This is a genomic window from Clavibacter michiganensis, assembly GCF_002151125.1.
Taxonomy (GTDB): Bacteria; Actinomycetota; Actinomycetes; order Actinomycetales; family Microbacteriaceae; genus Clavibacter; species Clavibacter michiganensis_C.
Genome location: NZ_MDJZ01000011.1, coordinates 45,956 through 63,240, shown reverse-complemented (window position 1 = coordinate 63,240; position 17,285 = coordinate 45,956). Strand labels below are relative to the sequence as shown.

General features: G+C 73.4%; 18 protein-coding genes. 7 read left to right on the top strand and 11 right to left on the bottom strand.

Annotation, left to right across the window (positions count from 1 at the left end; translation table 11 throughout):
* The first annotated feature begins 155 nt into the window (after window positions 1–155).
* Both BFL37_RS06065 and BFL37_RS06060 read left to right on the top strand, forming a co-directional pair.
* Window positions 156–1,256 carry an ABC transporter ATP-binding protein gene (locus BFL37_RS06065; protein WP_086514257.1) on the top strand — a complete coding sequence of 367 codons (1,101 nt, stop codon included), beginning with the start codon at window positions 156–158 and terminating at the stop codon, window positions 1,254–1,256.
* Between the two features lie 101 nt (window positions 1,257–1,357).
* Window positions 1,358–2,662, top strand: coding sequence for a DUF4032 domain-containing protein (locus BFL37_RS06060; protein WP_045529459.1), 1,305 nt, complete (start codon window positions 1,358–1,360; stop codon window positions 2,660–2,662).
* A 71-nt stretch (window positions 2,663–2,733) separates the two neighbouring features.
* Here BFL37_RS06060 and rlmB read toward each other — a convergent pair whose 3' ends face one another.
* The 4 genes from rlmB to BFL37_RS06040 form a co-directional block, all read right to left on the bottom strand.
* The gene (gene rlmB / locus BFL37_RS06055; RefSeq protein WP_086514256.1) at window positions 2,734–3,804 is read right to left on the bottom strand and encodes a 23S rRNA (guanosine(2251)-2'-O)-methyltransferase RlmB; all 1,071 of its coding nucleotides are present in this window, start codon (window positions 3,802–3,804) and stop codon (window positions 2,734–2,736) included.
* Window positions 3,794–5,248 (bottom strand): cysteine--tRNA ligase, encoded by a 1,455-nt coding sequence (gene cysS, locus BFL37_RS06050; protein ID WP_086514255.1) that lies wholly within the window; start codon window positions 5,246–5,248, stop codon window positions 3,794–3,796. Before cysS ends, rlmB begins: the two co-directional genes overlap by 11 nt.
* A gap of 83 nt (window positions 5,249–5,331) precedes the next feature.
* Window positions 5,332–6,594: a 2-C-methyl-D-erythritol 4-phosphate cytidylyltransferase gene (gene ispD / locus BFL37_RS06045; protein ID WP_086514254.1), complete on the bottom strand. Its 1,263-nt coding sequence runs from the start codon at window positions 6,592–6,594 to the stop codon at window positions 5,332–5,334.
* A gap of 43 nt (window positions 6,595–6,637) precedes the next feature.
* Window positions 6,638–7,120 carry a CarD family transcriptional regulator gene (locus tag BFL37_RS06040; RefSeq protein WP_012039178.1) on the bottom strand — a complete coding sequence of 161 codons (483 nt, stop codon included), beginning with the start codon at window positions 7,118–7,120 and terminating at the stop codon, window positions 6,638–6,640.
* A gap of 165 nt (window positions 7,121–7,285) precedes the next feature.
* On the opposite strand from BFL37_RS06040, the gene BFL37_RS06035 reads away from it, so the two are divergent.
* Complete coding sequence (locus tag BFL37_RS06035; protein WP_086514253.1) at window positions 7,286–7,852, top strand: hypothetical protein; 567 nt, start codon at window positions 7,286–7,288, stop codon at window positions 7,850–7,852.
* A gap of 83 nt (window positions 7,853–7,935) precedes the next feature.
* On the opposite strand, the gene BFL37_RS06030 is transcribed toward BFL37_RS06035, so the two are convergent.
* Together BFL37_RS06030 and BFL37_RS06025 are read right to left on the bottom strand one after the other, a co-directional pair.
* Window positions 7,936–8,616: a response regulator transcription factor gene (locus BFL37_RS06030; RefSeq protein ID WP_086514252.1), complete on the bottom strand. Its 681-nt coding sequence runs from the start codon at window positions 8,614–8,616 to the stop codon at window positions 7,936–7,938.
* Window positions 8,613–9,776: a sensor histidine kinase gene (locus BFL37_RS06025; protein ID WP_086514251.1), complete on the bottom strand. Its 1,164-nt coding sequence runs from the start codon at window positions 9,774–9,776 to the stop codon at window positions 8,613–8,615. The genes BFL37_RS06030 and BFL37_RS06025 overlap by 4 nt, the downstream gene beginning before the upstream one ends.
* 205 nt (window positions 9,777–9,981) lie before the next feature.
* Here BFL37_RS06025 and phoU point away from each other — a divergent pair, with 205 nt between their 5' ends.
* Window positions 9,982–10,635, top strand: coding sequence for a phosphate signaling complex protein PhoU (phoU, locus tag BFL37_RS06020; protein ID WP_015491088.1), 654 nt, complete (start codon window positions 9,982–9,984; stop codon window positions 10,633–10,635).
* Window positions 10,636–10,722: 87 nt separating this feature from the next.
* On the opposite strand, the gene BFL37_RS06015 is transcribed toward phoU, so the two are convergent.
* Window positions 10,723–11,478 carry a phosphoglyceromutase gene (locus BFL37_RS06015; protein WP_086514250.1) on the bottom strand — a complete coding sequence of 252 codons (756 nt, stop codon included), beginning with the start codon at window positions 11,476–11,478 and terminating at the stop codon, window positions 10,723–10,725.
* A 35-nt stretch (window positions 11,479–11,513) separates the two neighbouring features.
* Between BFL37_RS06015 and BFL37_RS06010 the strand changes: the two genes are divergently transcribed.
* A complete protein-coding gene (locus tag BFL37_RS06010) occupies window positions 11,514–12,326 on the top strand; it encodes a class I SAM-dependent methyltransferase (protein WP_086514249.1) in 813 nt (270 codons plus the stop codon).
* On the opposite strand, the gene BFL37_RS06005 is transcribed toward BFL37_RS06010, so the two are convergent.
* From BFL37_RS06005 to BFL37_RS05990, 4 genes are all read right to left on the bottom strand, one after another.
* Window positions 12,323–13,444 carry an FUSC family protein gene (locus BFL37_RS06005; protein WP_086514248.1) on the bottom strand — a complete coding sequence of 374 codons (1,122 nt, stop codon included), beginning with the start codon at window positions 13,442–13,444 and terminating at the stop codon, window positions 12,323–12,325. The two genes, BFL37_RS06010 and BFL37_RS06005, sit on opposite strands and share 4 nt — an antisense overlap.
* Window positions 13,428–14,582: a YgfZ/GcvT domain-containing protein gene (locus tag BFL37_RS06000; RefSeq protein ID WP_086514247.1), complete on the bottom strand. Its 1,155-nt coding sequence runs from the start codon at window positions 14,580–14,582 to the stop codon at window positions 13,428–13,430. The genes BFL37_RS06005 and BFL37_RS06000 overlap by 17 nt, the downstream gene beginning before the upstream one ends.
* Complete coding sequence (locus tag BFL37_RS05995) at window positions 14,572–15,171, bottom strand: FABP family protein (protein ID WP_086514246.1); 600 nt, start codon at window positions 15,169–15,171, stop codon at window positions 14,572–14,574. Before BFL37_RS05995 ends, BFL37_RS06000 begins: the two co-directional genes overlap by 11 nt.
* Before the next feature lie 171 nt (window positions 15,172–15,342).
* Window positions 15,343–15,609, bottom strand: a complete 267-nt coding sequence (locus tag BFL37_RS05990) for a hypothetical protein (protein WP_086514245.1) — start codon at window positions 15,607–15,609, stop codon at window positions 15,343–15,345.
* Window positions 15,610–15,662: 53 nt separating this feature from the next.
* Here BFL37_RS05990 and BFL37_RS05985 point away from each other — a divergent pair, with 53 nt between their 5' ends.
* Together BFL37_RS05985 and mshD are read left to right on the top strand one after the other, a co-directional pair.
* Window positions 15,663–16,355: a response regulator transcription factor gene (locus BFL37_RS05985; RefSeq protein WP_012299972.1), complete on the top strand. Its 693-nt coding sequence runs from the start codon at window positions 15,663–15,665 to the stop codon at window positions 16,353–16,355.
* Window positions 16,324–17,250 (top strand): mycothiol synthase, encoded by a 927-nt coding sequence (gene mshD, locus BFL37_RS05980; protein ID WP_086514244.1) that lies wholly within the window; start codon window positions 16,324–16,326, stop codon window positions 17,248–17,250. Before BFL37_RS05985 ends, mshD begins: the two co-directional genes overlap by 32 nt.
* Window positions 17,251–17,285: the final 35 nt, after the last annotated feature.

Sequence of the window (17,285 nt, the reverse complement as noted above, 5' to 3'; positions counted from 1 at the left end):
AGCCGCCGATCCGCATCATGCCGCGCTTCCCGAGCGCAGGCCCCCGTGCAATACTCGTCGGGTGGTCATCGTCGCCCACAGCGATGAGCCATGAGCATCACATCCATCACCACGGATCGTCGGGCACGTACCTGCCCGTGAAGGAGAACACCGAAATGGCATCTGTAACTTTCGACAAGGCCACGCGCCTGTACCCGGGCTCGACGCGCCCCGCGGTCGACCAGATCGACCTGGAGGTCGCCGACGGCGAGTTCCTCGTCCTCGTCGGCCCGTCCGGCTGCGGCAAGTCGACCACCCTCCGCATGCTCGCGGGCCTCGAGGAGGTCAACGACGGCAACATCTTCATCGGCGACCGCAACGTCACGGACGTTCCGCCGAAGGACCGCGACATCGCCATGGTGTTCCAGAACTACGCGCTGTACCCGCACATGACGGTCGCCGAGAACATGGGCTTCGCGCTCAAGATCGCGGGCGTCGGCAAGGACGAGCGGGCCACCCGCGTCCTCGAGGCCGCGAAGCTCCTCGACCTCGAGCCCTACCTCAGCCGCAAGCCCAAGGCCCTCTCGGGCGGCCAGCGCCAGCGCGTCGCCATGGGCCGCGCCATCGTGCGCCAGCCCCAGGTCTTCCTCATGGACGAGCCGCTGTCGAACCTCGACGCCAAGCTCCGCGTCCAGACCCGCACGCAGATCGCGTCGCTCCAGCGCCGCCTCGGCGTCACCACGGTCTACGTCACCCACGACCAGACCGAGGCCCTCACCATGGGCGACCGCATCGCGGTCCTCAAGGACGGCGTGCTCCAGCAGGTCGGCACCCCGCGCGACCTGTACGAGAAGCCGCAGAACGTGTTCGTGGCCGGCTTCATCGGATCGCCCGCGATGAACCTCTTCTCCGCGAACGTGGTCGACGGCGGCGTGCAGTTCGGCACCGCGGTGGTCCCCGTCGAGCGCGACGTGCTCACGAACGCCACCGGCGGCTCGGTCACCATCGGCGTGCGTCCCGAGGACGTCGTCGTCAGCACCTCGCAGGGCCAGGGCCTCTCGGTCACGGTCGACCTCGTCGAGGAGCTCGGCGCCGACGGCTACCTCTACGGCCACACGGACATCGAGGGCAAGCGCACCGACCTCGTCGCGCGCGTCGACGGCCGCCTGCACCCCAACGCCGGCGACACCGTGTTCATCACGCCGCAGGCGGGTCACCTCCACGCCTTCGACGCCGAGAGCGGCCTCCGCCTCAACGCGCCGGTCTCCGCGAACTGATCGACCCGTCCCACCACCGCTGCCGCGGTCCCCACGCTCCCCTCCCGGGGCGCGTCGGGGGCCGCGGCAGCGGCGTTTCCGCGGTCGGGTAGGGTCGCAGCATGGCCGGATCCCTGAACATCACCGCGGCGACGGTCGACCCCGCGCTCCTCGACCTGCCCTGGCAGCTGCCGCTCGACGAATGGCCGTCGTCGGCCATCGCGACGCTCCCCAAGGGCATCTCCCGGCACCTCGTGCGCTTCGCGAACCTCTCCGGCTACGTCATCGCCATCAAGGAGACGACCGACGAGATGGCGCGCGGCGAGTACGACATGCTGCGGACGCTGCAGCGGCTCGAGATCCCGTGCGTGGAGCCCGTCGCCGTGATCATGAACCGCACGGACGAGGACGGCGACCCGCTCAAGTCGGTGCTCGTCACCCGGCACCTCAAGTTCTCGCTCCCCTACCGCGCGCTCTTCTCGCAGCAGCTGCGGCCGGACACGGCGACGCGCCTCGTCGACGCCCTCGCCGTCCTCCTCGTCCGGCTGCACATGATCGGCTTCTTCTGGGGCGACGTGTCGCTGTCGAACACCCTCTTCCGCCGGGACGCGGGCGCGTTCGCCGCCTACCTCGTCGACGCGGAGACCGGCAAGCTCTTCAACGGCGGCCTCTCCAACGGGCAGCGCGAGAACGACCTCGAGATCGCGCGCGTCAACATCGCCGGCGAGCTCATGGACCTGGAGGCCGGCGGCCGGATCGAGGAGGGGCTGGATCCCCTCGAGACCAGCACGCGCATCGTGGCCCAGTACCGCACGCTCTGGAAGGAGCTGACCGGACGCGAGGAGTTCCCGACCTCGGAGCGCTGGCGGATCAACGAGCGCGTCGACCGCCTCAACGACCTCGGCTTCGACATCGAGGAGCTCGCGATCCGCACGACCGCCGAGGGCTCTCAGGTCAGGATCCAGCCGAAGGTCGTGGATGCCGGCCACCACCAGCGCCGCCTGCTCCGCCTCACGGGCGTCGATGCGCAGGAGAACCAGGCCCGCCGACTCCTCAACGACCTCGACTCGTACACCGCGGCGGCCGACAAGCAGGACCTCGACGAGGAGATGGTCGCGCACGAGTGGCTCGCGCGCGTCTTCGAGCCCGTCGTGCGCGCGATCCCCCGCGATCTCCGCGGCAAGCTGGAGCCCGCCGAGGTGTTCCACCAGCTGCTCGAGCACCGCTGGTACATGTCGCAGAAGCTGAGCCGGGACATCCCGCTGGCCGAGGCCGTGACCGCCTACGTGCAGGACATCCTCCGCCACCGCCGCGACGAGGCGACGGTCATCGACCCGCCGACCGAGTCGATCGGCGTCATCGAGGACGAGTCGGACGTGCCGATCACCGAGGCCGAGGCCGCCGAGGACTGGCGCACCAAGGTCTGACCGCCGCGGCTCCGGCCACGACGACGAGGAGCCGGGACCCTGGGGTCCCGGCTCCTCGTGCGTACGACGCGCTACTTCCGCTCGGCGGCCCGCAGCTTGCCGATCTCGTAGAGCGTGACGCTCGCCGCGATGCCCGCGTTGAGCGACTCCGTGGAGGCGCCGATCGGGATGGAGACGATGGTGTCGCACGTCTCGGTGACGAGGCGCGAGAGGCCCTTGCCCTCGGATCCGACGACGACCACGATCGGCCGGTCGGCGAGCGTGAACTCGTGCAGCGACATGTCGCCGCCGCCGTCGAGGCCGACCACGAAGACGCCGCGCTGCTTGAGCGCCTTGAGCGTCTGCGTGAGGTTGGACGCCATGGCGACGGGCGTGCGCGCGGCGGCTCCGGCGGACGTCTTCCACGCGCTGGCGGTGAGGCCGACCGAGCGGCGCTGCGGCACGATCACGCCGTGGCCGCCGAACGCGGCGACGGAGCGGATGATCGCGCCGAGGTTGCGCGGGTCGGTGATGCCGTCGAGCGCCACCATGAGCGGCACCTGTCCGCGGGAGACGGTCTTGTCCAGCAGCTCGATCGCGTCCGCGTACTCGTACGGCGGCACCTTGAGCGCGAGGCCCTGGTGCACGGCGTCGTGGCCGGCGATGCGGTCGAGCTCGGGGCGCATGACCTCGAGCACGGGGATCCCGCGCCCGGTCGCGAGCGAGAGCACCTCCTTGACGCGGTCGTCGTACTCGATGCGCGAGGCGATGTAGAGCGCGGTCGCGGGGATCTTCGCGCGGAGCGCCTCGACCACCGAGTTGCGGCCGGTCACGACCTCGGACTCGTCCTGCTGCTTCGCGCGGCGGGCACGCGGGGCGTCCGCGCCGGCGGGACGGTCCGTCGCACGGGCGCGCGGCGGGGCCGACCGGGGCGCGGGCGAGCGCTCGGCGCGCTCGTCGCGGCCGCGGTTCGCGCCCGCCGACGCCGCCTCGTACCGGTCCTTCGCGAGCTTGCGCTTGCCGGCGGGGTGGTACGGCCGGTCCTCCGCCTTAGGCGTGGGCTTCTTGCCCTCGAGGGCCTGCCTGCCCTGCCCTCCGGATCCCTTGAGCGGGCCCTTCTTGGTCTTCCGTACCGCGCCTGAGCGGCTGGGCTTATTCGCCATCGATGCTCCAATGCGACCCGCCAGGCGAGTCCTCTATCGTGATGCCGGCCTCGGCCAGCTCCTGTCTGATGCGGTCGGCGAGAGCGAAGTCCCTGGCCTCCCGCGCGGTCTGTCGCTCGGCGATCCGGTGCTCCACGAGCGCCTGCAGCGCACGGCGGGCGGGCTGGTCGGACGCGGTGCGCCACTCGTCGGCCAGCGGGTCGATCCCGAGCACGGCGACCATCGCGGAGACGTCGGCCCGCAGCGATGCGGCCTCCTGGAGGTCGCCCGCATCCAGCGCCGCGTTGCCCGCGCGCACGGCGTCGTGCAGGACGGCGAGCGCCTGCGGGACGCTCAGGTCGTCGTCCATGGCCTCGGCGAACTCGGCGGGCACCGCGGCCGGAGGGCCGTCCGCCGCGGCGGGCGCGGCCTGGAAGCGCGTGCCGGCGAGGCGGCGGGCGCTGCGGTCGAGGAAGGTCTCGATGCGGTCGAGGGCGGCCTCGGCCTCGGCGAGCGCTCCGTCGTGGAACTCGAGCGTGGAGCGGTAGTGCGCGGATCCGAGGAAGTAGCGCACCGCGACGGGGCGCGCCGAGGCCAGCAGGTCGGCCGCGTACAGCGAGTTGCCGAGCGACTTGCTCATCTTCTGGCCGGCGACGGCGACGAGGCCGTTGTGCAGCCAGTAGCGGGCGAAGGGATCCCCCGCGGCGCGCGACTGCGCGAGCTCGTTCTCGTGGTGCGGGAAGCGGAGGTCGAGGCCGCCGCCGTGGATGTCGAACTCGGCGCCGAGGTAGCGCGTGGACATGGCGGAGCACTCGATGTGCCAGCCGGGGCGGCCGGCGCCCCACGGTGACGGCCACGACGCGCTCGCGGGCTCGCCGGCCTTCGCGCCCTTCCAGAGGGCGAAGTCGCGCACGTCGCGCTTGGCGCGGGGGTCGGCGTCCGCGGCAGCCTCCATGTCGGCGGCGCGCTGGCGCGTGAGCTCGCCGTACTCGGGCCAGGATGCGGTGTCGAAGTAGACGTCGCCGGATCCGTCGTCGGCCGCGTACGCGTGGCCGCGCTCGACGAGGCGCGCGATGATGGCCTGCATCTCGCCGATGCTCGCGGTGGCGCGGGGCTCGTAGCTGGGCGGGAGGATCCCGAGGGCCGCGTACGCGCGGGAGAACTCGAGCTCGACGCGGTAAGCCAGCGCCCACCACTCCTCGGTGCCGCCGGCCTCCTGGCCGCGGCGCGCGTTGTCGATGACCTTGTCGTCGATGTCGGTGACGTTGCGGACGAGCGTGACGTCGAGCCCGCGGTAGGCGAGCCAGCGGCGCAGCTGGTCGTACGCGAGCGCGCTGCGGAGGTGGCCGATGTGGGGCGCGGACTGCACCGTGGGACCGCAGACGTAGATGCCGACCCTGCCGTCGACGAGGGGCACGAAGTCCCGCAGGGACTGCGTCCGGGAGTCATGGAGGCGCAGGGTCACACACAGATCCTAGTCAGCGCGCATCCGCGGTCCCGCCGGATGACGGGCCGGGACGGCGGTCGGCCGCCCCCGCGACGGCCCGGTCAGACGCGCTCGACGAGGGCCGTCGCGACCGCCGCGACGCCGTCGCCGCGACCCGTGAAGCCGAGGCCGTCGGTCGTGGTGCCGGCGAGCGAGACGGGCGCGCCCACGGCGGCGGAGAGGACCCGCTCGGCCTCGGCCCGCCGTGGCGACAGCTTGGGGCGGACGGCCATGACCTGGACGGCGACGTTGACGACCCGGTAGCCGGCGCCGCGCACGAGCTCCGCGGTCCGCCGCAGGAAGACCTCGCCGTGCGCGCCGTCGAGCTCGGGGTCGTCGGTGCCGAAGATCCCGCCGATGTCGCCGAGGCCCGCGGCGGACAGGAGCGCGTCGCACATCGCGTGGCTGACCGCGTCGCCGTCGCTGTGGCCGGCGAGGCCCGGCTCGCCGGGCCAGTGCAGGCCCGCGAGCCAGAGCGGCTGGGCCGGGTCGATCGCGTGCACGTCGGTGCCGATGCCCGAGCGGAGGCGCGAGGCGGCGGATCCGCCCGCGTCGGGCCGCTCGCCCTCGGGCCGCGCGCCCTCGGACCGGGCGACCAGCTCCTCCGCGCGCCGGAGGTCCCACGCGGTCGTGACCTTGAAGGCCAGCGCGTCGCCGGGGATCACGCGGACGCGGCCGCCCGACGCCTGGAACAGGGCCGCGTCGTCCGTGTGCTCGGCGGTCGCGCGCGCGTACGCGGCGTCGAGGGCGGCCCGCGGGAAGCCCTGCGGCGTCTGGACCCCGACGAGGTCGCTGCGGTCGACGGTGCCGAGGCACTCCCCCGCCGGATCCACGCGCTTGACGGTGTCGGTGACGGGCAGGCCGGGGACGACGCCGGCGCCCTCGGCGCGGACGGCGTGCGCCACGGCGGCGAAGAGGGCGGAGGGCGTGAGCGCTCGGGCGGCGTCGTGCACGAGGACCGTGTCGACGCTCGCGGCGAGCGCGGCGAGGCCCGCCCGCACGGATCCCTGCCGGGTCGCTCCCCCGACGACGACCGCGACGGATGCGCGTGCCGCGCCCGCCACCCGGTCCACGACGGCGGTCGTCTCCGCCAGGTGCGTCCCCGGCGCGACCACCACGACGTGCGCCTCCTCCGCCAGGCCGAGGACCGCGCCCAGGGAGCGGGCCAGCAGCGTGGCACCGCCGACCTCGGCGAGCGCCTTCGGGATCCCCGCCCCGAGCCGCGTGCCGCTGCCCGCCGCGACGACGACGACGCCCAGCCGCGGCTCGTCCGGCGCGCCGTCGGCGGTCGCGGGGACGGACGGGACGACGGGGTCGTGGCTCATGCGGTCAGGCTACCGGCGGCGATGCGCGCCGACGGCCGGCGCGTCAGGACGCGAGGACCTCGTCGAGCAGCGTGGACGCGTGCTCCTCGTCGGTCTTCTCGGCGAGGGCCAGCTCGCCCACCAGGATGCCGCGCGCCTTCTGCAGCATGCTCTTCTCGCCCGCGGACAGGCCGCGGTCCTGGTTGCGGCGCCACAGGTCGCGCACGACCTCCGCCACCTTCAGCACGTCGCCCGACGCGAGCTTCTCGAGATTGGCCTTGTAGCGCCTCGACCAGTTGGTGGGCTCCTCGGTGAACTCGGCGCGCAGCACCGCGAACACGCTCTCCACGCCCTCGCGCCCGATGACGTCGCGGACGCCGACCATGTCGACGTTCTCGGCCGGCACCTCGATCTGCAGGCCGCCCTGGTTGACGTCGAGCTTGAGGTACAGCTTCTCCTCGCCCCGGATGACGCGCTTCTTCACCTCGATGATGGTCGCGGCACCGTGATGCGGGTACACGACGGTCTCGCCGACCTCGAAGAGCATGGGTTCCCCGTTCCTGTGGACTGCAGCCCAGGATACCAGCCGGGTCCCGCGCGCCCGCGGGCGGCCGCGCGCCGCCTGATCCCGTAGGCTGAGCGGGTCAGCTGATCCAGCGCGGACGCCCCCGGACGCCCCGGCGCCGGCCCCGCGCGACAACCGGAGGGTCCCGTGAGAGCGCGTACCGCATCGTCCATCGTCCTCGCGGCCCTGATCGCGGTCGGCGCGTCGTCGTGCACGTTCATCACGCCCCAGGCCACGCAGATCTCCTACTTCCCCTCCGACGGCTTCGACGCCACGGTCGGCGAGGTCGAGGTGCGCAACGCCATCCTCCTCACCGAGGGCGGATCCGCGGCCGGCGCCAGCCTGGTCGTCACGCTCGTCAACGACTCGGGCACCAGCCAGCGCGTGTCGTTCCAGCACGAGACGACCGAGGGCGGCACGGACCGCGAGACGCGCACCGTCACGGCGGCGCCCGGCCTCACCAAGTTCGGCGCCGAGGACTCCCAGCGCATCACGTTCGACTCGGTCGACCCGACCCCGGGGTCGCTCACCAAGATCTACATCCAGTACGGCGACGCCGAGGGCGTCGAGATGGACGTCCCCGTCCTCAACGGCGACCAGGAGACGTACACGAACCTCGTCCCCGGCGAGACCGGGTCCACCCCCGACACGACCGTCACCACGACGCCCGGCACGTCAGAGGGCGACGAGGGCCTCGGGGACAGCACGAACTAGCGCGGTCCGCCTCCGCGCCCTCGCACGACGAAGGCCCCGCCCCTCACCGGGTCGGGGCCTTCGTCGTGCAGGCGACGCGAGGCCTACGCCTCGAAGCGGTAGCCCAGCCCGCGGACGGTGACGAGGAGCACGGGGTCGGACGGCTCGCGCTCGATCTTGGAGCGGATCCGCTTGATGTGCACGTCGAGCGTCTTGGTGTCGCCGAAGTAGTCGGATCCCCACACCCGGTCGATGAGCTGGCCGCGCGTGAGCACGCGGCCGGCGTTGCGCAGCAGCAGCTCGAGCAGCTCGAACTCCTTCAGCGGCATCGCGATCTCGCGGCCGTCGACCTCGACGGTGTGGCGCTCGACGTCCATGCGCACGGAGCCGACCTCGAGCACGTTGAGCGGCTCGTCGTCGACCTCGACGCGGCGACGCAGCACCGCGCGGATCCGCGCCAGCAGCTCGCGCGTCGAGTACGGCTTGGTCACGTAGTCGTCCGCGCCGAGCTCGAGGCCCACCACGATGTCCACCTCGGAGTCCTTGGCGGTGAGCATGATGATCGGCACGGCCGAGCGCGTGCGGATCTCCCGGCACACCTCGGTGCCGGGGAGGCCGGGGAGCATGAGGTCGAGCAGGATCAGGTCGGCGCCGTCCTTGTCGAACGCGGCCACCGCGGCGGGGCCGTCCTCGACGACGTCGACCTCGTAGCCCTCGCGCTGGAGCAGGAAGGCGAGCGGCTCGCTGAGCGACGCCTCGTCCTCGACGAGCATGATGCGTGTCACGTGGGTTCTCCGATGTCCGTACCGGCGAGCGCCGGCGTCTGCGATGCCTCGGGGAGGCGGATGGTGAAGGTCGAGCCGCGACCGGGGCGGGACCAGACCCGCACGTCGCCGCCATGATTCTGCACGACGTGCTTGACGATGCTGAGCCCGAGCCCCGTGCCCCCGGTGTCGCGGGCGCGCGCCTGGTCGACGCGGAAGAAGCGCTCGAAGATCCTGCCCTGCTCGTCCTCGGGGATGCCGATGCCCTGGTCCGTGACCACGATCTCGACGGCCCCGTCGTCGACCATGACGCCGATGCCGACGCGGGATCCGTCCGGCGAGTAGTTGACCGCGTTGCTCAGCAGGTTGTGCACGGCGACCACGAGCAGGGCCTCGTCGCCGTAGACGGTGGAGCGCGAGCGCTTGCCGCGGGCGAGCTCGATGCCGCGGAGCTCGGCGCCGAGGCGCACCTGGTCGAGCGCGACGCTGATCACGTGGTCCACGTCGACGGGCTCCGCCTTCTCGAGCGCGTTGGACGCCTCGAGCCGCGACAGCTCGATGATCTCCTGGGTGATGCGCGCGAGCCGGGCCGACTCCGTGGTCAGCCGGGCGGCGAAGCGCCGCACCTGCACGGCGTCGTCCGCGCACGAGTCGAGCGCCTCCGCGAGGAGCCCGACCGCGCCGATCGGCGTCTTCAGCTCGTGGCTGATGTTGGCCACGAAGTCGCGGCGCACCTGGTCGAGGCGGTGCGACTCGGTGCGGTCCTGGGCGAGGAGGAGCACGTAGCGCGCGCCGAGGCGGGCGACGCGGACGTGCATCTGGAACTCGGCCGCGCCGAAGGGGCCGCGCGCGAGCGACACCTCGTCGGCCATCGGCTCGCCGGATCGGCGCACGCGGTCGACCATCGAGACGAGCTCCGGGTGCACGAGGGCTTGGTGGAAGACGAGGCCGGAGGAGATGGCGCCGGGCGAGGCCTTCATGACGTTGTTGGACGGATCCAGCACGATGCCGGCCGACTCCAGCGCCTCGAGCACCTGGTCCACGCCGTCGGGGACGACCGGGTTCGTGATCTCCACGGCGCGGTCGCCACGGTCCGCCGCATGGTGCAGCAGCCACACGAATCCCGCGCCGACCGCCAGTCCGATGAGGAGGCAGACGAGCACCAACGCACCGGTGTCCATGCGCCCACACTAGGAGACGGCGTCGGGGCGACCCGCCCGTCGGACCCCGCCACTCGGGCCGGGAGGCCGCGAATTCAGCTCACCGGCACCGTGCGTTAACCTCAGATGACCAGAGTCGTGTGGACGTGGGCCCGTCAGCAGGCGCCCGCCGTACCCGAGAACCACCCCGCCCCTCGTAGCGGGGCGGCCTGAAAGGACGTCCCCCATGCGCGAAGTGTTCCAGCAGGAGCTCCACGAGGTCCAGGAGCGTCTCATCGAGATCTCCGCGCTCGTCGCCATCTCCATCGAGAACGCGACCCGCGCGTTCAACGAGTCGAACGTCAGCCTCGCCGAGACCGTCATCGAGCAGGATCGCCGCATCGACGAGCTCGCCACGAGCCTCGACGAGCTCGCCATCAACATCCTCGCCCGCCAGCAGCCGGTCGCCCGCGACCTGCGCATCGTCGTGAGCGCGCTCCGCATCAGCGCGTCGCTCGAGCGCATGGGCGACCTCGCCGAGCACATCGCCCAGCTGTCGCGCTACCGCTTCCCGGACAAGGTGGTGCCGAAGTCGCTCCGTCCCACGTTCCTCGAGCTCGGCCAGCTCGACGTGGCCATCGCCCGCAAGCTCACGGACCTCCTCACCACCGAGGACGCGAAGCTCGCCGAGGAGATCCGCAACGACGACGACCGCATCGACGAGCTGCACCTCAGCGTCTTCGACAAGGTGCTCGGCGAGACCTGGAAGGGCGCCGCCGTCGACACGGTCGACTCCACCCTCGCCAGCCGCTACCACGAGCGCTTCGCCGACCACGCGGTCTCCATCGCCAAGACCGTGCAGTACCTCGCGACCGGCGACTGGGTGCAGGCCGACGCCTGATACCCGCCCGCCGGCCCCGCGCCGGCCCGCATGACGAGAGCCCGACCGGATCATCCGGTCGGGCTCTCGTCGTGATGCGGGGTGGTGCTACTTCTTGGAGCCCTGCGCGGCGACGGCCGCGGCGCCGGCGGCGGCCGCCTCGGGGTCGAGGTACTCGCCGCCCGGGACGATCGGGCGGTAGTCCTCGTCGAGGCGGTAGACGAGCGGGATGCCGGTCGGGATGTTGAGCTCGGCGATGTCCGCGTCGGAGATGCCGTCGAGGTGCTTCACGAGCGCGCGCAGCGAGTTGCCGTGCGCCGTGACGAGCGTCGTGCGGCCGGCGGCGAGGTCGGGCTGGATGTCCGACTCCCAGTAGGGCAGCATCCGCTCGATGACGTCCTTGAGGCACTCGGTGCGGGGCAGCGCGTCGCCGAGGTCGGCGTAGCGGGGGTCGGCCGACTGCGAGTACTCGTCGTCGTCGGCGATGGGAGGCGGCGGCACGTCGAACGAGCGGCGCCAGGTGGCGAACTGCTCGGGGCCGTACTCGGCGAGCGTCTGCGCCTTGTCCTTGCCCTGGAGCGCGCCGTAGTGGCGCTCGTTGAGGCGCCAGGTGCGCTGGACCGGGATCCACGAGCGGCCTGCGCGCTTGAGCGCGATGTTGGCGGTGTCGATGGCGCGGATGAGCACGGAGGTGTGCAGCACGTCGGGGAGGATGCCGGACTCGGCGAGGAGCTCGCCGGCGCGCTGGCCCTCCTGGACGCCCTGCTCGCTCAGCTCGACGTCCACCCATCCGGTGAACAGGTTCTTCTGGTTCCAGTCGCTGTTGCCGTGACGCAGCAGGACGAGGGTGCGGGAGTCAGCCATGCCGCCAGCCTACCGAGCGATGGGAGACTGGACCCATGCCGGGCGCCGCCTCCCCCGTCGGCTCCGTGACGCGCGGGACGACCAACACGAACCGCCTCCGGCGCGTCGACAGGTGGATCGCGACCCTCGACTCCCTGCGCACAGCCGCCGATCCGCTGGTGGTCGACCTCGGCTACGGCGCGAGCGGGATCACGGCGCTCGAGATGCACCGGCGGCTGCGGGCGACGCGGCCGGACGTGCGGGTCGTGGGCATCGAGATCGAGCCGGGACGCGTGGCGCGGGCGCGCGAGCAGCTCGCGGCGTGGCCGGATCCGGACGCCCGCGCGCGCGTGTCCTTCGCGCGCGGCGGCTTCGAGGTGCCGCTGCCGGGCGGCGAGCGGGCGACGGTCATCCGCGCGTTCAACGTGCTGCGGCAGTACGACGAGTCCGAGGTGCCGGCCGCCTGGGCGCGCATGACGGCGCGGCTGGCGCCCGGCGGATCCGTGGTCGAGGGCACGTGCGACGAGATCGGCCGGGTCGCGAGCTGGGTCGACGTGCGCGAGGACGGGCCGCGCAGCCTCACCGTCTCGCTGCGGCTGGCAGGGCTGGAGCTGCCGTCGATCGTCGCCGAGCGGCTGCCGAAGGCGCTCATCCACCGCAACGTCCGCGGCGAGCGCGTGCACGAGGTGCTCGCCCTCCTCGACCGCAGCTGGATCCTCAGCGCGCCGCTCGGGGTGTACGGACCCCGGCAGCAGTGGCTGGGCGCCGTGCAGCGGATGCGGGACGCCGGCGTGCCGGTCGAGGGCGGCCCCGCCCGCTGGCGCCTCGGCGAGCTGACCGTCCCGTGGTCGGCGGTGGCGCCCGCCTAGACCTCGGGCAGCGCCCGGCGCGCGGCCGCGGCATCCACGCCCGCCGCGATCTGGAGGTCGACGAGGAGCGGTCGCAGCAGCATCACGAGCATGACCTCGCCGACGGGGGCGCCGGGGATGAGCTCGCGCGGATCCAGCCGCACGGCGACGAGGACGAGGTTCTGCTGGGCGAGCGGCGCGGCCGACGGATCCGACAGGCTCTGCCCGAGGAGGTTCACGCCGTTCGAGACGGTGGCGAGCAGCTCGGCGAGCACCGGCCGGCGGACCCCGTCGACCACGAGGAAGTCGATGCGGCGCGAGATCACCCGCAGGTTCCGCACCGCGAGGTCCATGCCGTCGAGGACCCGGCGCTGGGCGCGCAGCTCCGGCAGGTGGCGGCGGAGGAACGGCGAGATGCGGGCGATCGAGAGGGCCGAGTCGGCCGCGGCGCTCCACGCGTCGATGAGCGGCTGGGTGCGCCGGAGCCGGTCGAGCGCGCGGTCGGCGGCGGTCGCGTCGCCGAGCCGCAGCGCCGAGACGAGCGAGGTGAGCGCGTACGAGCACTCGGAGAACACGCGGCGCGCCTCGCGGAGGGCCTGGCGTCGCGGATCCCGCGGGATGAGCGCCGTCGCGAGCAGCGCCACCGCGCCGCCCACGAGCCCGTCGACGCTGCGGACGAAGACGCCGCCCTCCGGCGCGGGCAGCAGGGCGACGAGCACGGCCTGGACACCCGCCGCCACCGCGAACGCGGCGTTCGACGACAGCAGCCGCGCCACGAGCAGCGTCGCCAGGATGATCACGAACAGCTGCCACGCGCCGCGCCCGATCCCGAGCAGCAGCACCTCGCTCAGCGTGATCCCGACAGTCATGCCGATCGCCGTCTCGAGCACGCGCACGGGCCGCGCGTCGCGGACGAAGCCGAGGCTCGTGATGGTGACGGTCGTCGCGAGCAGCGGGGTGTCGTGGCCGAGCACATGGTGCGCGAAGGCCCAGCCGCCGGTGGCCGCGATGGCGATCTGCAGGGCGGCGGGCGCGGATCCCCAGAGGCGCAGGAACGCGGCGCGCGGATCCGCCCGGTGCCTCAGGGTGCGGGCGGCACGGGCCGACCGCTCCCGCGCGCGCTCAGCGGCGGACCGCACCGAGCCGGGGCAGGCGGGGGACGTCGGCGGAGCGGCCGGCGTCCGTGGGCACGATGACGTCCTGCGCGGCCTGCACGCGCACGTCGTCGGCGACCACCTCGAGCTGCAGGGCGGGATCGACGTTGCGGCGGACCACGGCGAGCGCGACCGGGCCGAGCTCGTGGTGCAGCGCGGACGACGTGACGGAGCCGACGACCTCCCCCGCGGTGCCGTCGGCGCCGGCCGGGAGCCGCACGTCGGATCCGGCGGCGGGCAGCACCGCGTCGGATCCGTCGAGCTGCAGCAGCACGAGGCGGCGCGGCGGACGGCCGAGGTTGTGCACCTTGGCGACCGTCTCCTGGCCGCGGTAGCAGCCCTTGCTGAGGTGCACGGCGCTGCGCAGCCAGTCGAGCTCGTGCGGGATGGTGCGGTCGTCGACCTCGGTCGCGAAGCGCGGGCGCCACGCGGCGATCCGCAGGGCCTCGGCCGCGAGCACGCCGGCGACGGGCAGGTCGCCGGACGCGGACCGCGCGGCGAGCGCGGGCAGCTCGGACCGCGGCACGAGGCGCTCGCTCCAGGTCCAGCCCTCGGCCGGGTGCGGCGCGGCGGCCGCGTACTGGTGACCCCCGGGGACGACGTGCGTCCACGGATCCCGCCAGACGAGGGGCACGCCAGCGGGGGCGGCGACGGGCAGCTCGGGCTCGCCCATGGTGCCGACGACGGCGAGCTCGGCCGTGCGGTCCGCGGGCTCGACCCGGAGCATGAAGCGCATGCGCTGCAGGTACGCGAGGAGGGACTCGGCATCGCCCGCTCCGAGCAGCAGCCAGGTGCTGACGCCGTCGTCGAGCACGCCGACCGCGTGCTCGAGCCGGCCGTTCTGGTCGAGGAAGAGGGTCTCGGCGGAGCCGCCGGGCGCGAGGCCGCGCAGCGACTGGCTGGTGATGGAGTCGAGCCAGGTCAGCCGGTCCTCCCCCGTGACGGAGAGGACGGCCCGGTGCGAGAGGTCCACGATCGCGGTGCCGGCGGCGAGCGCGCGCTGCTCCGCGACGAGGGACCCGAGGTGGGCGGGGACGCCCTCGTCGGGCGCGACGGCCGCGACGGCCCCCGGCAGGTCGAGGAACGGGGAGCGGGAGACGGCGGGATCCGCGTCAGTCGACATGCGACACCCGCCCGGAGGCGTGCGTGCGCAGCGGCTGGCCGAGCGCCGCGATGTCCCACGCCCAGAGGAGGTCGCGCTCGACGAGCCCGTAGAGACGGGTGGCCCCCGTGTACGGCTTGGCGCCCTCGGTGCGCATCACGGCGTCGGTCGCGAGATCGATCCGGGCGCTCTTGACCTGGCCGACGTAGAGCTCGCTCACGCCGCCCGGATGGACGAGCGCGACCTCGACGTCGAATCCGCCGTCCGCGTTGCGGAGCGTCTCGACCTCCTCGGCCGTCGTGAACGGGCGGTCTCCGGTGGGCGGCAGCATCGCCGGACCCGGATCGCCGTCGGTGACGCGGCGTCGCAGCCGCCAGTAGCCGGTCTCGGTGACGAAGGGGACGGGTCCGTCGTCGCCCTCCACCCAGGCGTAGGAGGAGTAGTTGAGGTGGGGCAGGCCGTCGTGGCTGAAGCTGATGCGCTGGCCGAACTCGCGGCGGACGACCTCGTCGCCCACGGCGTACTCGACGACGCCGGTGCCCTCCCAGACCCCGAGGAGCCAGGACAGCGGGACGAGCTCGGCGGGGAGGCCGGTCGGGATCTCGATCATGCGGCGCGCGGTCAGCGCTGGCCGCGGAAGAGGTTGTAGACCACGACGAGCGACACCCAGCCGATGGAGAGGCTCGCCAGGACCAGCAGTCCGGTGAAGAAGAGTTCCAGAGCAAGCAGCGACGACATGGGGCCAATCTACCCCACGGGCGACCGGATCCGGCCGGTCGACCTAGGCGGCGCCGGGCACGAGGAGCACCACGGCGGTGGCCGCCGCGAGCACGAGGACGGCGCCGACGACGCTGCCCACGGCGCGGTCGACGAAGCCGGTCTTGCGGGGCAGCGCCAGCTGGATCACGAAGGTCGCGACGACGCAGGTGGCGAGCACGAGCGGGAACCACCGCGGGGCCGCGTCGGGGCCGACCGCCACCGCCACCACCACCGCGCCGACGGCGGCGGCCAGCCAGACGGGGACGAGGCTGCGCAGGGGGGAGGTCACCCTGCAATCCTGCCCCACGTATCATGGGGGGAATTCATCCATGGAGGATCCCTGTGGCCCAGCTGTTGATCCTGACCTCGTCCGCGGACACCGACGTGCTCCCGGCGCTCGGGCTCCTCAGCCACCGCACCCGGCACATCCAGGCGGACGCCGCGAGCCTCGTGAACGCCCCCGCGGCCGACCTCGTGCTGGTCGACGCCCGGCGCGACCTCGCCAGCGCCAAGTCGCTCTGCAAGATCCTCACCACCACCGGCGGCGGAACGCCGCTCATCCTCGTGCTCACCGAGGGCGGCCTCACCGCGGTCAGCGCGGACTGGGGCGCGACCGACGTGATCCTCGACTCCGCCGGCCCCGCCGAGGTCGACGCGCGCGTGCGCCTCGTCATCGGCCGTGCGGCGCTCGAGCACACGGGCAGCAAGATCCAGGCGTCGGGCGTGGTCATCGACGAGGCCAGCTACTCCGCCAAGGTCCACGGCAAGCCGCTCGACCTGACGTTCAAGGAGTTCGAGCTGCTCCGCTTCTTCGCGAGCCACCCGTCGCGGGTCTTCACGCGCGAGCAGCTGCTCAGCGAGGTGTGGGGCTACGACTACTTCGGCGGCACGCGCACGGTCGACGTGCACGTCAGGCGCCTCCGGGCCAAGCTCGGCGACCTCGAGTCGCTCATCGGCACGGTGCGCAACGTCGGCTACCGCTTCAACGTGTACGAGGAGGACAGTGAGCGCGTTCCCGCCCCCGCCGGAGCCTGACGCCCCGGCCCATGACGCGCGCATCGCGCGCGTCGAGCCCGCCCCCGATGTCGTCCGCGGGATCCTCGCCCTCGCCGACCGCGCCCGCGAGGCAGACGGCGCAGCCCCCTTCAACGAGCAGACCCGCCTCACGCTCGGCGCGGACGGCGGGCCCGACCTGCTCGTCGCCTCGGGGGCGGACGGCAGCGAGACGGGCGCGGCCGTCGTCGCGCGCGGCGACGGCGGGATCGAGGCCGAGCTCGTCGTGGATCCCGCGCACCGCGGCCAGGGCATCGGCCGGGCGCTCCTCGACGCCGTGCTCGCCGAGGCCGACGGCTCCCCCGCGTCGGTCTGGGCGCACGGCGACCACCCCGCCGCCCGGGCCCTCGCGACGGCGACCGGTCTCGACCGCGCGCGCGAGCTGCTGCAGCTGCGCGCGTCGGTCGCCGAGGCCCGCGCCGGCCTCGGCTCGCGCCCGATGCCCGAGGGCCTCGCCCTCTCCTCCTTCACCGCGGCCGACGCCGACGACTGGGTGGCGCTCAACGCGCGCGCCTTCGCGAGCCACCCCGAGCAGGGGCGCATGACCCGCGGCGACCTCGACGACCGTGCCGCCGAGGCGTGGTTCGACCCGACGGCGCTGCTCCTCGCCCGTGACGGGGACGGCCGGCTCGCGGGCTTCCACTGGCTCAAGGTCGAGGACGGGCAGGCGGAGGTCTACGTGCTGGGCGTGGATCCCGACCGCGCCGCCCGCGGGCTCGGATCCGCCCTCCTCGCCGCCGGCCTCGACCTCCTCGCCGCACGCGGCCACGACGAGGTCGACCTCTACGTCGAGGCGGACAACGCGCCGGCCCTCGCGCTCTACCGCCGGGCCGCGTTCCGCGACGCCGCGGTCGACGTCCAGTACCGCCGCGCCTGATCCCGGTGCCCCGGCGACGGCGGTCCCGTGGCGGT